This window comes from Streptomyces sp. NPDC091972 (assembly GCF_044756385.1).
GTDB lineage: Bacteria > Actinomycetota > Actinomycetes > Streptomycetales > Streptomycetaceae > Streptomyces.
The window spans coordinates 219,886-233,864 of the sequence record NZ_JBIVSV010000001.1 but is presented as its reverse complement, the minus strand read 5'-3'; the positions used below and the strand labels follow the sequence as shown (position 1 = coordinate 233,864).

Here is a 13,979-nt window from a genome sequence, read left to right as displayed (position 1 = left end):
CTCCCTCCCCCTGGCGTCACGTCACCCGGGCCGCGGCCGCGCTCGCGGCGGCCATGGGGGTCGGCCGCTTCGCCTACACCCCGATCCTGCCCCTGATGCACACCCAGGCCGGCCTGTCCGCCGGGGCCGGCGCGACCCTGGCCACCGCCAACTACGCCGGCTACCTCCTCGGCGCCCTCGCGGGCACCCTGGCCCCCGTCCTGGTCCGGTCGCGCGCCGTACCGCGCGCCTGTCTGCTCCTGCTGACCGGCACCGTCGCCGCGATGCCCCTCACCCACAGCACCACTGTCTGGGCCGTGCTGCGGCTGCTGGCCGGCGTGGCGAGCGCCCTGGTGTTCGTCGTCGCGGCCGGGTCCCTCCTGCACCTCCTGCGGGACCACCCGTCGCACCTGCCCGGCTGGGGGTTCGGCGGGGTCGGCGGCGGCATCGCCCTGTCCGGCCTGCTGGTCCTGGCGGTACGGCCCGTCGGCGACTGGCGCACCGCCTGGTGGGCCGCCGCCGCCCTCACCGCGCTGCTCGCCGCCGTCTCGTGGCAGCTACCGCCGGACGAGGCACCCGTCGCTCCCGTGGCGGGCACCGCCGCGAGACCCCGCACGCACCGCTGGTTCGGGGCGCTGTTCGTCAGCTACACGCTGGAGGGCGTCGGCTACATCGTCGCCGGCACCTTCCTGGTCGCCGCCGTCGGACAGGACTCCCCCGGCTGGGTCGGCAGCGGGGCCTGGGTGCTCGTGGGCCTGGCCGCCGTACCGTCCGCGGCCCTGTGGGCCCGGCTGGGTCGCCGCTGGTCCCGTCCCGGGCTGCTGCTCACGGCCCTCGTGGTCCAGGCGGCCGGCATCGCGCTGCCCGCCCTGGTCGGCGGTACGGCAGCGGCCCTCGGCTCGGCGGTGCTGTTCGGCGCCACCTTCATCGGCGTCAGCACGCTCGCCCTGGCCGTCGGAGCACATCTGCGGTTCCCCCGCTCGGTCGCGCTGCTGACCGCCGGGTACTCGGTCGGTCAGATCCTGGGCCCCCTGGCCGTGGCCCCGCTGCTGCACTACGGCTACCACCCGGCACTGCTGACGGCGGCCCTCGTGGTCCTGGCCGCGGCCGTGGCGGCCGGGGTGCTGCGCATCGGTCATCCGCACCACATGGTCGCTTCGGGTGCCACGGTGCCCGGACAGCAGCGAGAATCGACCCGGGACGCCCGGCCCGGTCCGGCCGGCCCCTGAGACCGCCGCACCCGGCCGACCGACATGGAGCCGCCGATGACCACCGCACGGGATCTCGCGATCGTCGCCCTCGACGTGGCCGCCGACAAGCCGGTGGAACAGGGCGATCTCTCGCTCGCGCTCGCGGCGGCCGAGGTGTTCGACCTGCTCGACGCCCGCGCCCTCGTCCTGGACGGCGACCGCCTCCTGCCCAACGCCCCCTCCCCCACCGGCGACCGCCTGCTGGACGAGGCCGCCGAGGCGCTCGTACGGCAGGAACCGTACGAGTCGGTCGAGGACTGGCTGTGGCGCCGGGGCCGCGGGCTGTCCGCGGCCTACGTCGACGACCTGGAGCGGACCGGAGTCACGGACCGGCGACGCGGCCGCCGGATCCCGCTGCGGACCGGGCGGACGGAGCTGGTCGACTCGGCGGCCCGGCGGCAGGCCGAGGAGCGCCGGGCGGCGGGCGAACCCGTCCTCGCCGCCCTCGCGGCCGCCGCCGGGATCGGCGGGGAACCGGCCGGAGAACTCACCGACGAGGCGGCCGCCGTGCTGGCCGCGGTCGGGGACGCGGTGATGGAACTGGAGGCCGTGCGCCAGCGCAAGGTCATCGAGGACGCGGCCTTCGACAACGTCTGGCGCGGTTACTAGGAGCCGGTCGCGCCGAGCAGTGCCCGGCAGTTGTCCCACAGCGCGCCCAGGCGCTGGGGGCTGTTGTAGAGCTTGGCGAACATCACCTGGCCCTCCAGTTGGGCCACCACCGCCCGCGCCGCCTGCCGGGTGTCGGACACGGTGACCTCGCCGCGCTCCCGGGCCTCGGCGACGACGGCTTCCACCATGTCGACCTGCGCGTCGAAGATCTCCTGGAGCCGTCCGCGCACCGGCTCGGCGTGGTTGCTCAGCTCCAGGGCGAGGTTCCCGAACAGACAGCCCGCCACCGTGCCGCGGCCCTCCTGCACGGCGCGCTGGCCGGCCTCGGTCAGCTCGAAGAGCGCGCGCAACCGCCGCAAAGGATCCGTGTCCGCGCCCAACGCGCTCTGCCACTCGGCCCGTTGGGCCGCCCAGTGCTCGTCGACGACGGCGAGCGCGAGGGCCTCCTTGGACTCGAAGAAGTAGTAGAAGCTGCCCTTCGGCACCCCGGCCGCCTTGCAGATCTCGGCCACGCCCAGCGCCGAGTAGCCGCGCGCCTCGATGAGCGAGCGCGCGGCACCGAGGATCTTCTCCTTGGCATCACTGGTGCGTCCCACACGGCAAGAGTACGCGGATACTAGACCGGTCGGCTAGTAAGGGGGCCGTCTCGCCCGTCACAGCACCGGGAGCCCGTCGGCGTGTCGTCGCTCCAGACGCGCGACCAGGTCCGCCGCCGACGACTTGATGGTCTCCAGGCCGGACTTCCCCCAGGGTCGCGGCTCCACGTCGGCCGCGCACACCGTGCCCAGCACCATCCCGGTGGAGTCGATGAGCGGGGCCCCCAGGTAGGAGCGGATGCCGAACTCGTCGACGACCGGGTTGCCCGCGAACCGCGGGTAGTCACGGACGTCCTCCAGGACCAGTGCCTTGCGGCGGGCGACCACATGGGGGCAGAACCCATGATCGCGCGCCATATAGCGGCCCACTTCCGGCTTGGCCTCCTCGCCGTCCACCGGGGGCCGGGCCGCCGGAATCCTGAGACCGGCGAAGAACTGCCGGTGCTCACCCAGGAAGTTGACCATCGCGTACGGCGCCCCCGTGTGCCCGGCGAGCCACTCGGCGAAGGTGTCGAGGGCGGGCTCCGGATGCTCCCCCAGCCCGAGCAGGCGCAGCCGTCGCGCCCGGTCCGGGGCCTCCTTGTCCTCCGGGGTGAGCAGCAGCCGGCCAGCCGGGCGCGGTGGGTCGTAGGTCATGGGCGGCCGTCGCTGTCGACGTCGGTCATGTGCGGCTCCGTGGCGGTGTGTGCGGGGGTCACATGTGGGCGCCGTGGCTCGGCGCGGGCGCCGGGCTGTGGGCGATGAGATGCCGTACGAGGGTGAGCAGGGTCTGCACCCCGGAACTGGAGATCCGGGCGTCGCAGCGCACGATCGGGATCTCCGGCGGGAGGTCGATGGCGGCGCGGACCTCCTCGGGGTCGTAGCGGTACCCCCCGTCGAACTCGTTGATCGCGACGATGAATCCGAGGCCGCGCTGCTCGAAGAAGTCCACGGCCGCGAAGCAGTCCTCCAGTCTGCGGGTGTCGGCGAGGATCACTGCGCCGAGCGCGCCCTCGGAGAGCTCGTCCCACATGAACCAGAACCGCTCCTGTCCGGGCGTGCCGAACAGGTACAGGACGTGCTCCGGGTCGAGGGTGATCCGGCCGAAGTCCATGGCCACCGTCGTCTCGACCTTGTTCTCGATGCCGTCGAGGCTGTCGGTCGCGGCGCTGACCGTGGTGAGCAGTTCCTCCGTGCTGAGGGGGGCGATCTCGCTGACCGCACCCACGAAGGTGGTCTTGCCTACCCCGAACCCTCCCGCCACCAGGATCTTCAGTGCGGTGGGGAAGGGATCAGAGCTGTCGTCGTAGTCCATCGAGCACTGCCTCCAGAAGAGCCCGGTCAGTCGGGTTGTGGGTGAACTCGGGGGGCTTGGTGGTCAGCGCCCCGCAGTCGACGAGGTCGGACAGCAGCACCTTGGTGACCACCGCCGGCAGCTTGAGATGGGCGGCGACCTCGGCGACCGAGACGGGCGCGCGGCACAGGTCGAGCGCCTGCGCGTGCTCGGGGCCGAGGTAGCCGATGGGGGTGGCACCGGTGGCCATCACGTGCGACAGCAGGTCGAACGCGATGGACGGCCGGGTGCGGCCGTTGCTGACCGTGAAGGGCCGCACCAGCCGCCCGGCCGCGTCGTCGAGCCAGGGCCCGTCGCCGGCCGCCGCCACGCTCAAGGCCTCATCGCCGGGGAATCGACGGCGTGCTGCCGGGGCGCGGTCACCAGGTAGGGGCGCACGCTCTTGACGAGCATCGCCATCTCGTAGCCGAGCACGGCGGCGTCGGCCTCGCGTCCCGCCAGGACGGCGAGACAGGTGCCGGAGCCGGCGGTGGTCACGAACAGCAGCGTCGAGTCGAGCTCGACGACGACCTGGCGGACCTCTCCGCCGTCGCCGAAGCGGACGCCCGCGCTGCGGCCGAGGGAGTACAGGCCGGAGGCCAGGGCCGCCATGTGGTCGGCGCTGTCCCCGTCGAGGCCGTGGACCGACTTCACGAGTCCGTCGCAGGACAGCAGAACCGCGCTCCTGGTGTGCGGCACGCGCTGCACGAGGCCGCTCATCAGCCAGTCGAGATCGGATACATGGCCGGTCGGCGCTTCGCTCGCCATGGTGGATCGACTCCTTGAGGTACGAAGGTCTGCGGGAGCGCTGGGGGGTGGGGTGAACGCGGGGGTGGTCATCCGGCGGGTGCGCTCCCGTCGTGCCGGGGGGTGGTGCGGTCGTGATCGAGGCCGTGCGGCTCGGATATGTGGGGCCGCTCCATGGAGGTCGGGTCAGGGGCGGCGTCGCTCGTCGGCGCGGCGTCCGTGCGGCGGGCGTCCGGGTCGATAGCGAAGTCGAAGGACGCGGACGGGTGGGGGGACGGGGCGCGACGGGACTCCGGAGCGGCGGACGCCGAGGTTGTGGGGTCCCCGGTGTCCGTGCCCGGATAGGCGGTGTCCCGGTGCGGACGGGCCGTCGCCGCCGGGTCCGGGTGGTCCGGAGCCATGTGGGCAGGGTCCGTGTGGGTGGGCTCCATGTGGGCGGACTCCATGGCGGCCGCGTCCCGGGCAGCGGGTTGGGGGCCCTCCATGGGGCCGGGCGACATGTGGCCGGGCACTGGGTGGCCGGGCACTGTGGGGCCGGGCCCCACGAGGGGGGACTCCATGTGGGCGGACTCCACGTGGGCGGACTCCGTGTGACCGGACACCATGTGGTCGGCCTCCGTACGCGGCGACGGCACCGGCAGGGACAGAGGCACGGCCGTGGTCGGTTCACCGTCATCCGACTCCAGGTGCTGCTGGGCCTCGGCGAGGCTGATCCCGCGCTGGAAGGCCGCCATCAGTCCCGGGTCGTGACCGGCGAGGTGCTCGGCGTCCTGCCGGGGTGCCGGTCCGCCGCGCAGTTGCGGGGCGATGTGCTCCTGGGCGCGGCGCCGGGGCAGTTGGGGCTTGCCCATGGTGCCGCGCACGGTCCCGGCGCGCGGGGTGGGCGGTGCGATCACGTGCTCCGCGACCAGCGGCCGGTCGTCGGGCCTGATCCCGGGCACGGCGTCGGCGGGCGTGGGCCGCGACCCGCGGGCACCGCGCACGGGCAGCGGGGCGGGGCGCCCGGAACGCGCTCCGCCGTTGGGCCCGCCTCCCTCACCGGGCTGCCGATCGGGCACCGTGCCCTCGTGACCGGCGCCGGCCCCACTCCCACCGGACGCGGCCCCACCCGCGAGGTGCCCCGGGCCGCTGCCGTCCGGCACCGCCGGGCCACCGTTCAGCGCGGATCCGCTGCCAAGGGCCGGTGAGGCTCCACTGGACACCGGGCTGCCGGCACCCGGTACGCCCGGGCCGCCGTTCAGGGCGGACCCATCGCCGCCGGGCAGAGGCCCGCCGCCAGGCCCACGTCCCCCACGGCGTGACACGGCCGCGCCGCCGTCCGCCGCAGGCCCGTCGCCGGCGGGTACGTCCGCGCTGCCGCCCGGCACACGACCACCGTGGCCCGCCGCGCGGCCACTGCCGTTCACCCCTGGCTCGCGGCGGTCGCGTCCGTGGCGGGCGCCCCGCGGAACCATCGTGCCGTTCTTCGCCGCCGGCGCCGCACTGCCGTTCGGACCGGACTCCGTGCCCCGGTGCTCCCGCCGCTGCGGTTCGCTTCCGGGGCGCGGCTCCGCGGGCGCTCCCCGGTGCCGTGCCTCGTGCGCCGGCCGTGCCTGGCCCGGCCCGCGCGGTGCCACGGCCGCCCCCGCCGCTCCGGCGGCGCCGCCCGTCCCCGCCGCTTCCGGGTGCTGTGCTCCGATCGCTCCGGGCGCCGAACCCAGCAGGGTCTGCGGCACGACGAGGACGGCCTGGACACCGCCGTAGATGTTGGACTGGAGCCGGACGTGGATTCCGTGCCGCTTCGCGAGCTGCGAGACCACGAACAGCCCGATGCGTCCGTCCGCCAGCAGACTGGCGACGTTGACCTGGTCCGGGTCCGCCAGCAGGGCGTTCATCCGGTGCTGCTCGGCGACCGGCATGCCGAGCCCGCGGTCCTCGACCTCCACGGCGAGCCCGGAGGTCACGAGGTTGGCGCGCAGCAGCACCTGGGTGTGGGGTGCCGAGAACACCGTGGCGTTCTCGACCAGTTCGGCGAGCAGGTGGATGACGTCGGCGACGGCGTGCCCGCGCAGGGTGCCGTCGATCGGCGGCACGAGCTTGACCCGCGAGTACTGCTCGACCTCGGCGATGGCGGAGCGCAGCACCTCGGTCATCGAGACCGGGTTGCTCCACTGCCGGCGCGAGACGGCACCGCCGAGGACGGCGAGGTTCTCGGCGTGCCGGCGGATCCGGGTGGCGAGGTGGTCGACGTGGAAGAGCCCCTTCAGGAGGTCGGGGTCCTCGATCTCGTTCTCCAGCTCGTCGAGGATCGAGATCTCGCGGTGCACCAGCGACTGGAGCCGCCGCGCGAGGTTGACGAAGACCTCCAGTTTCTGTTCGCTGCCGGCCTGGCTGGAGAGCTGGGCGGCCTGGACGACGGCGGTGACGGCCCCGTCGTGGGCCCGGGCCAGGTCGGCGGCGAGCAGTTCGAAGTCGTCGGCGCCGTCGGGCGGACCGCCGCGCGGGGTGCGTGCGGACGGGATCTCGCCGCGGCGCAGTCCCTCGACGAGGGCCCGCAGATCGGCCTCGCGGCGCGCGCTGCTGCGGCGCAGCGCTCCGACGCGGTCGCTCACCGTCTTCGCGGCGCGGTCGGCCGCGACGGCGGCGATGAGGATGCCCGCGAGGGTCACCGAGACCGCGCCGGCCAGGACACCCCACAGGACGAGGCTGGGCTGGGCCCCGGTGGAGCGGACGGTGAACAGGACGGCCGCGCAGCCGCTGAGGGCGACCGCGATGGGCGGGAGCACGGCCAGCCGCAGCAGTTGCGGCCGTATGTGCGTCTCAGGCAGCGAGGGGGCGGGACGGGCGACCGGCCGCCCGTGCCGCCCGCCCTCGCGGCGGTCTGCGCGTGCGGCCGGTGCGCGGAGGTGAGACATCGGTGTCCTTGTACTGGTCCGTCGGTCCTGTTGACCGGAGGGCTCCGGGCCGGCCGGCCCGGGTCGGCGGGCTCCGGCGTGTGCCCCTACGGGCTTCCGGGCGGCTCGTGCGGCGGCATGGTCGTCGGTCACCGGCGCGTCGCCTCCCTCCTTCCCGCACCTCGGCTGTTCGCCGTGGGCATGCGTCATGGCGTACCGGTCGAGAGAACCGAAGACTTCAACACCTCGTCGCCCGGCGGACACTCACAGTAGTCGCCAACGCATCATGTGCGAGCGGCAGTTGACAAACTCGCCCGTGGAGCGTCCCGCTCTGGTATGAGGACTCGCACGACAGAACGACAACCCGACCCACTGGGCACCCTCGAACGAGTGAATACCGATCAGCCCTGGTCAGAACCGGTCACGCGCGGCCGACGAGACACCCGGCGCGTAGGCGCGCCTCGGTCGTCGCACCGCCCCGCCTCGCGGGTACGGCAGGCCCTCCGGCACCCCTCCGGAGCCTTGGCCCGAGCCTTCCGGATCGTCACTGACCGTGTCGGCGTCCAAGCCCACCGGGCCACGCTGCGGGGGCCCGTCCCGATGACGGAACCGAGGTGGGACCGAGGCGGGACCAACGCACGCGACGGCGGCCGTCGAACTGATCGCGGGCCTCAGGGCCGTCGGCTTCCGCCCGGTCGGCGCGGCCCGCGAGGATGCCGAGGGCGGCCGGCGGGGTGCCGGTGGTCACGTCAGCGGCGGGATCCCGGTACGGGGCCGGGCACGGCTGTCGGAATCCCTCGGCACGGCAAGTCACGGACCGTCCGGTCGACCGCAGCGGCACTGCCCGGCGCTGGGTCCGACGCTGGGCGGGTTGCGGTGCCGGCCGGGGGTGGGGCGGGCAGGGCCGCGGGGACAGGCCTTCCACCGAACCCAGCGCCGCACAGGTACCGGCGTCGCCCCCCGCTCTCAACTCACCGCTCGGCCGACGGCTCCGGCTCCCCCACAACCGTCGGCAACTCGGCCCATCCCCCGACAGGCGCCCTGGCCACGCCCCGCCACCACGGATCGACCGCCGGGACCGCCCCCGGCTCGAACGGCTCACCGGGCCGAGGCGTGGCCAGGGCGACCCCGGCCTTGTGGGACAGCAGCATCGTCTGCTCGGCGGGCTCCGCCCAGGGATGCGTCGCGAGGTTGAAGGTGCCCCAGTGGATCGGCAGCAGCACGCCTTCGGCCGCGTCCCCGCCCTGCAGGTCCAGATGGGACCGCACGGCCTCCTCGGGCGTCATGTGGATGTCCGGCCAGAACTCCGAGTAGGCGCCGAGCTGGATCATCGTGGCGTCGAAGGGCCCGAAGGCCGCGCCGATGTCCTTGAACCCCTCGAAGTAGCCGGTGTCACCGCTGTGGTAGATCCGGTGCTCCCCACTCGCGACGACCCACGACGCCCACAGCGTGTGCTGGGTGTTCCGCAGCCCCCGCCCGCAGAAGTGCCGTGCCGGGGTGGCCGTCAGCGTCAGCCCGGCGACCTGGGTCGACTCGTGCCAGTCCAGCTCGCGGAGCCGGTCCGCGGACACGCCCCAGTGCTCGAGGTGGGCGCCCACGCCGAGCGGCACGGCGAAGACGGTGTCCGTGCCGGCCAGTTCCTTGATCGTGGGCATGTCGAGGTGGTCGTAGTGGTCGTGGGAGATGACGACGACGTCGACCGGCCCGAGCGCGGCGAGCGGCAGGGGCACGGGGTGCAGCCGCCGGGGCCCGGCGAAGGGGAACGGGGAGCACCGCTCACCCCACACGGGGTCGAACAGAACCCGTCGCCCGTCGATCTCCGCGAGCACGCTGGAGTGCCCCATCCAGGTCAGCCGCAGCCCGGTGGCGGGGGGCCTGGAGAGGTCGGCGAGGGTCGTGGCGTGCACGGGGATCCGGCCTTCGGGAGCCCGCTGCCGCCGTCCGTCGCTGTCGAAGAAGGTCTTGGCGAACTCCAGCGCCGACCCCTCGGGCCGGGTCCGGGCGGTTCCGCCGGGGTTCTGGAAGACACCGTCCGCGAAGTGGGGGGATCTACGGATGCGCGCCATGCGCTCACCGCTCGGGTCCGCACCGAAGGCCGCGGGCTGCAGCGCGCGGAGCCCGGAGCTCAGGGGACGGAAGCCGGTCACGGTACCTCCAGGTGGAGTCGCTGAGGCATCCATTATGGTCCGCCCCTCTGACAGTGCCGGGGTCTGCCCGGTCACACCCGTGAGGACGCCGCCGGAGCCGATCACGTTGACAGGGTTCGGCCGGATGCCAATACTGACTCCCCGTTCAGTAGCCGTCCGCCCGTACCGGAGCCCGTGTGACCACCCCCTTGCTGTCGCTCACCTGGACCGACCACGTCACCGGCCGCCAGGGCTTCCTGGTCGTCGACCGGCTGGTGCGGGGTGTCGCCAGCGGAGGTCTGCGGATGCGCCCGGGCTGCACGCTGGACGAAGTCGCCGGGCTCGCCCGCGGCATGACCATGAAGGAGGCCCTGCACTACGACCCCGCGGCCCGGTACGTCCCGCTGGGCGGGGCGAAGGGCGGCATCGACTGCGACCCCCGGGACCCGGAGGCGTACGGCCTGCTCGTGCGCTACCTGCGGGCCGTGCGGCCGTACATCGAGAACTTCTGGACGACCGGCGAGGATCTCGGGCTCAGCCAGGACCTGGTGGACCGGGCCGCCGCGGAGGCCGGCCTGATCTCCTCGATCCAGGCGGTCTATCCGCTGCTCGACGACGAGGCCGCGGCCCGGCGGCGGCTCGCGGACGCGTTCGCCGTGGAGGTGGACGGCATCGGGCTGGACGCCCTGGCGGGCGGCTGCGGGGTGGCCGAGTCGGTGCTCACGGCCCTGGACTCGGCCGGAGTTCCGTACGCGGGCACGCGCGTGGCCGTGCAAGGACTCGGCACCATGGGCGGGGCCACGGCCCGCTTCCTCACGCGCGCGGGGCTCACGGTCGTGGCCGTCGCCGACATCAAGGGCACGGTCTTCAACCCGGCGGGGCTCGACGTCGAGGCGCTGCTGGCCGCCCGGGACGCCCACGGCACCGTGGACCGCGCCGCGCTCCGCTCCGACGACCGCGAACTGCCGGGCGATGCCTGGCTTTCCCTGGACGCGGAGGTACTCGTGCCCGCGGCGGTGTCGTACGCGATCGACACCGGAAACCAGGAGCGGGTCCGGGCCCGTTGGATCGTCGAGGCGGCCAATATGCCCGTGCTGCCCGCGGCGGAGGCCCTGCTGGCCGGGCGCGGGGTGACCGTGCTGCCGGACGTGGTGGTCAACTCCGGCACGAACGCCTGGTGGTGGTGGACCCTGTTCGGCGACATCGGCCCGGACGCGGACGAGGCCTTCGCACACGTACGACGGTCCATGCGCGCCTTGGTCGGGCAGGTGCTGGCGCGCGCGGAGACCGACGGCATCTCGCCGCGGGCCGCCGCGCACGCGCTGGTCGCTGACCGGTTGCCGGTGATCGCGGAGCGGTTCGGCCGGTACCGCTGACCTGGCCCGTCAGGCGGTGCCGCACAGGGGACGGACTAGGGTGACCCCGTGGCGAGAGTGCGGTTGACGGTGGCCGAGCGGCGCGAGGAGCTGCTGCGGGCCGCCATCGAGCAGATCGAGGCGCGGGGCGTGGCGGCCGTCAGGATCGCCGACGTGGCCTCGGCGCTCGGGGTGAGCAACGCCCTGGTGCTCTACCACTTCTCCTCCAAGGAGCAGTTGGTCGCCGCCGCGTTCACCTACGCCGCCGAGGAAGACCTGGCCCGTCTGCGCAAGCTCCTCGGCCGCCGGACCAGCGCTCTCCGCCGGCTCCGGTCGGCCGTGCGCTGGTACGCCCCGACGGGCCAGGCCAAGGGCTGGCGCCTGTGGATCGAGGGCTGGGCGGTGGCCCTGCGCGATCCGGCGCTCCGGGAGGTCACCCGCGACCTCGACAGACGGTGGAAGGCGGCGCTCACGGAGGTGATCGCCGAGGGCGTGGCGGCGGGCGAGTTCCACTGCCCGGATCCGGAGGCCACCGCCCTGCGCCTGACCGCCCTCCTGGACGGCCTGGCCGTCCAACTGACGTCCTACGCGGGCGCGGTGGCCAGGTACCGGGCCCAGGAGTGGGTGGACGAGGCCCTGTCACGAGAACTCGGACTGGACCCCGCGAAGCCCGCGTAGCGCCGACACGCAGCCGGGACGCCCGGCGGCCGCCCCGACACGGCCTCCGGGGGCACCCCGCCCGAGCCCTGGCACACAGGCGCCACTCACGCCTCAAGCCATGCACACCGGCACCACGCACGCCTCAAGCCACTTCACGCCACGAGCCCGCCCAGGCAACCGCACACGACCCGGACGCCCGCACAAGGCCCCACACCGGCGCCGAACACAACCCGCCCCGGACCAGGAACCCGCAGAACCCGCAGAACCCACAGCTGGGACCACTTCACCCCACATGGCCCGCCCTAGCGACCACACGCATGCGAAACCCCCGCCGGACCCCCGCCACGGAAGCCGTACGCACCCCGCCCCGGCCCGCGACACACCAGCAGCCCGCACGTCTCAACCACTCCGCGCTTCGACGCCCGCCCAGCAACCACACATGGCCCAGGCGGCGGCACAAGGCCCCCACACGAACGCCGGACGCGCCCACCCCGGCCCAGGCACCGGCACCGCCCGCGCTTCGAGCCACCTGCCCCCACGGAGCCCGCCCAGCCGACCGTGCGCTGCGGAACGCCCACCGGGCGCCCCGCCCACGCTCCGACCACTCCCCCAGGGCACACGGGCCCGGCGCACGGGCCTCACCCATGCCTCAGGCCACTTGCGCGATCCGCGTCTTGATGTCGTCCGGCGACAGCACACCCTTCGCCGTCACATGGTCCCCGGAGGACTCCCCCCGCAGCCGGCGCCCGATCCACGGCACCAGGTACTCGCGCGCCCAGTGCACGTCGTCCCGCCGCACGTCCAGCGTCCCGCGCGGAGGCAGTGGCGGCCAGGGCTGGTCAGGGTCCGCCGGGACCTCCAGTCCCAGCACCTGTCCCGCGCGGAGCGCCACGCGCGTGTGCCCCTCGGGAGAGAGGTGCAGCCGGTCGTTGTCCCAGGCCCGCCGGTCCTGGACGGTCTTCAGGGACCACAGGTCGAGCACCGGGCACCCGTACCGGTCGGCGACGGCCCGCACATGTCCGTTGTACGTGGCGATCTTGCCGCGCAGATGCTTGAGCACGGGCACGCCTCGGGTGTCGAAGCCGGTCGTCACCATGACCGTGCCGCACGCCTGCGTGAGCCGGGCGACGGCCCGCTCGAAGCGCTCGGCGACCTCGTCGGGATCGGTACCGGGCCGGATGATGTCGTTGCCGCCGGCGCAGAACGACACCAGGTCCGGCGCCAGTTCGACGGCCTGCGGAACCTGGTCCTCGACGATCTGGTCGAGGAGCTTCCCGCGGACGGCGAGATTGCTGTACCTGAAGTCGCCCTCGGGGCGCCGGTCGGCGAGAAGCACCGCGAACCGGTCGGCCCAGCCGACGAACGCCCCGTCGGGGCCGGGGTCGCCGACGCCCTCGGTGAAGCTGTCCCCCACCGCCACGTACGACCCGATCACTGAGCTGCTGTCATTCTTCGAATCGTCTGCCACAGCCGTTCATGATTCACCTTCGAATGTGACCTACGCGACCGTAGGAAGAGCTTGACGGGCGGTGAGATAAGCCACTCCTAAAGTGTTGGGCAAACCAGGAATAGGCCTCTCATCAGGAATGTTGACGCTGCGACCGCCACACCCTGAAGTCGCTGATCCGGAAGTGGCTCCAGGTGGTCCGGAACGCGAAGTGCCCGCGCGTGTACGGCTCCGGGTCGACGTGGTCGAAGACGAGCCGCCCGTTGTTCCACCACCGCACCGTGGAACCGTCGGAGACGATCCGCACCCGGTTCGGCTCGTTCGCCACCAGCAGCGGTTCGGTGTAGTCGAGGACCAGGGGCCGTACGCCCGGTTCACCGACGTAGCGGCGCAGCCGTGTCGTGGTGTTGTAGTTGGCGCCGTAGCCGGAGTAGTACGTCTTCAGGTGGTCGTACTCCGCGAGCGCCCCGCTCCGGTGGGTGGCGAAGAGGTCGTCGGGGGACCGGACGTCGACCGCGTTCCAGAAGTTGTTCAGGTCGGACACCCGGTCGTTGACCCCGCCCGCGGACACGGGCGTGGCGGTGTACTCCAGGACGTACGGCCCTTCGAGCGGCTGCCGGAACCAGATCGTCGCACCGGCCGGCACGTCGACCTCCAGGATCCCGCGCCGCGCGGTGACCGTGCCGCCCTGCTCCAGTTCCACGGCCCAGCGGGCGAGGCCGTGCCGGAAGTCGTCATGGGCGAGGAGGCGGCGGTGGCGAGGCGCGGCACCCGCGGCGCTCGCGGGGGCCGCGGGGGCGAGGGCCGCCAGGGCGGCACCGGCGGCGAGGGCTCCGAAGGCTCTACGCGTGGTCGTCATGGCGGACGGTCCTTTCGTGCAGGGACTGGATCCCCAGAAAGCGCTTGCGCGGCAATGGAGTTCACTGTGCCCCGCCCCTCCCCCGCCTGTCGACGCCCCGAGCGCGCCCGCCACAAGAACGCAACGAAGCGATCATGAAACCGCAGGCCGGTACAGCCGCAGCGCT

Annotated in this window: 13 protein-coding genes; 4 read left to right on the top strand and 9 right to left on the bottom strand. The window is 73.6% G+C overall.

Translation table 11 applies throughout. The features are described 5' to 3' along the window. Nucleotides 1-53 precede the first annotated feature (53 nt). Both ACIQJT_RS01040 and ACIQJT_RS01035 read left to right on the top strand, forming a co-directional pair. On the top strand, nucleotides 54-1,208 hold the full coding sequence (locus ACIQJT_RS01040) for a YbfB/YjiJ family MFS transporter (RefSeq protein ID WP_402640036.1): 1,155 nt from the start codon (nucleotides 54-56) through the stop codon (nucleotides 1,206-1,208). A 36-nt stretch (nucleotides 1,209-1,244) separates the two neighbouring features. Further along, nucleotides 1,245-1,838: a GPP34 family phosphoprotein gene (locus ACIQJT_RS01035; RefSeq protein ID WP_365454333.1), complete on the top strand. Its 594-nt coding sequence runs from the start codon at nucleotides 1,245-1,247 to the stop codon at nucleotides 1,836-1,838. Here ACIQJT_RS01035 and ACIQJT_RS01030 read toward each other — a convergent pair. The 7 genes from ACIQJT_RS01030 to ACIQJT_RS01000 form a co-directional block, all read right to left on the bottom strand. Next, on the bottom strand, nucleotides 1,835-2,434 hold the full coding sequence (locus ACIQJT_RS01030; RefSeq protein ID WP_365454330.1) for a TetR family transcriptional regulator C-terminal domain-containing protein: 600 nt from the start codon (nucleotides 2,432-2,434) through the stop codon (nucleotides 1,835-1,837). The two genes, ACIQJT_RS01035 and ACIQJT_RS01030, sit on opposite strands and share 4 nt — an antisense overlap. 57 nt (nucleotides 2,435-2,491) lie before the next feature. Further along, complete coding sequence (locus ACIQJT_RS01025; protein WP_402638790.1) at nucleotides 2,492-3,070, bottom strand: GAF domain-containing protein; 579 nt, start codon at nucleotides 3,068-3,070, stop codon at nucleotides 2,492-2,494. A gap of 58 nt (nucleotides 3,071-3,128) precedes the next feature. Then, nucleotides 3,129-3,728, bottom strand: coding sequence for an ATP/GTP-binding protein (locus ACIQJT_RS01020; RefSeq protein ID WP_007386183.1), 600 nt, complete (start codon nucleotides 3,726-3,728; stop codon nucleotides 3,129-3,131). Beyond that, complete coding sequence (locus ACIQJT_RS01015) at nucleotides 3,706-4,077, bottom strand: DUF742 domain-containing protein (RefSeq protein ID WP_037716095.1); 372 nt, start codon at nucleotides 4,075-4,077, stop codon at nucleotides 3,706-3,708. Before ACIQJT_RS01015 ends, ACIQJT_RS01020 begins: the two co-directional genes overlap by 23 nt. 2 nt (nucleotides 4,078-4,079) lie before the next feature. Beyond that, on the bottom strand, nucleotides 4,080-4,514 hold the full coding sequence (locus tag ACIQJT_RS01010) for a roadblock/LC7 domain-containing protein (protein WP_365454324.1): 435 nt from the start codon (nucleotides 4,512-4,514) through the stop codon (nucleotides 4,080-4,082). Between the two features lie 68 nt (nucleotides 4,515-4,582). Continuing rightward, a complete protein-coding gene (locus tag ACIQJT_RS01005; RefSeq protein WP_402638787.1) occupies nucleotides 4,583-7,387 on the bottom strand; it encodes an ATP-binding protein in 2,805 nt (934 codons plus the stop codon). 950 nt (nucleotides 7,388-8,337) lie between these two features. After that, a complete protein-coding gene (locus ACIQJT_RS01000; protein ID WP_402638783.1) occupies nucleotides 8,338-9,513 on the bottom strand; it encodes an MBL fold metallo-hydrolase in 1,176 nt (391 codons plus the stop codon). 176 nt (nucleotides 9,514-9,689) lie between these two features. On the opposite strand from ACIQJT_RS01000, the gene ACIQJT_RS00995 reads away from it, so the two are divergent. Both ACIQJT_RS00995 and ACIQJT_RS00990 read left to right on the top strand, forming a co-directional pair. Then, nucleotides 9,690-10,868, top strand: coding sequence for a Glu/Leu/Phe/Val dehydrogenase dimerization domain-containing protein (locus ACIQJT_RS00995; protein ID WP_402638780.1), 1,179 nt, complete (start codon nucleotides 9,690-9,692; stop codon nucleotides 10,866-10,868). Nucleotides 10,869-10,916: 48 nt separating this feature from the next. Further along, nucleotides 10,917-11,525 carry a TetR/AcrR family transcriptional regulator gene (locus tag ACIQJT_RS00990; RefSeq protein WP_365454312.1) on the top strand — a complete coding sequence of 203 codons (609 nt, stop codon included), beginning with the start codon at nucleotides 10,917-10,919 and terminating at the stop codon, nucleotides 11,523-11,525. A gap of 631 nt (nucleotides 11,526-12,156) precedes the next feature. On the opposite strand, the gene ACIQJT_RS00985 is transcribed toward ACIQJT_RS00990, so the two are convergent. Together ACIQJT_RS00985 and ACIQJT_RS00980 are read right to left on the bottom strand one after the other, a co-directional pair. Then, nucleotides 12,157-12,942 (bottom strand): SGNH/GDSL hydrolase family protein, encoded by a 786-nt coding sequence (locus ACIQJT_RS00985; protein ID WP_402640033.1) that lies wholly within the window; start codon nucleotides 12,940-12,942, stop codon nucleotides 12,157-12,159. 145 nt (nucleotides 12,943-13,087) lie between these two features. Beyond that, nucleotides 13,088-13,813 (bottom strand): DUF6250 domain-containing protein, encoded by a 726-nt coding sequence (locus ACIQJT_RS00980; protein WP_402638777.1) that lies wholly within the window; start codon nucleotides 13,811-13,813, stop codon nucleotides 13,088-13,090. Nucleotides 13,814-13,979: the final 166 nt, after the last annotated feature.

Coding starts and splice junctions, on each gene's coding strand:
- ACIQJT_RS01040 (WP_402640036.1), top strand. CDS start 54: ATGGGGGTCGGCCGCTTCGCCTACACCCCGATCCTGCCCCTGATGCAC.
- ACIQJT_RS01035 (WP_365454333.1), top strand. CDS start 1,245: ATGACCACCGCACGGGATCTCGCGATCGTCGCCCTCGACGTGGCCGCC.
- ACIQJT_RS01025 (WP_402638790.1), bottom strand. CDS start 3,070: ATGACCTACGACCCACCGCGCCCGGCTGGCCGGCTGCTGCTCACCCCG.
- ACIQJT_RS01020 (WP_007386183.1), bottom strand. CDS start 3,728: ATGGACTACGACGACAGCTCTGATCCCTTCCCCACCGCACTGAAGATC.
- ACIQJT_RS01010 (WP_365454324.1), bottom strand. CDS start 4,514: ATGGCGAGCGAAGCGCCGACCGGCCATGTATCCGATCTCGACTGGCTG.
- ACIQJT_RS01005 (WP_402638787.1), bottom strand. CDS start 7,387: ATGTCTCACCTCCGCGCACCGGCCGCACGCGCAGACCGCCGCGAGGGC.
- ACIQJT_RS00980 (WP_402638777.1), bottom strand. CDS start 13,813: ATGACGACCACGCGTAGAGCCTTCGGAGCCCTCGCCGCCGGTGCCGCC.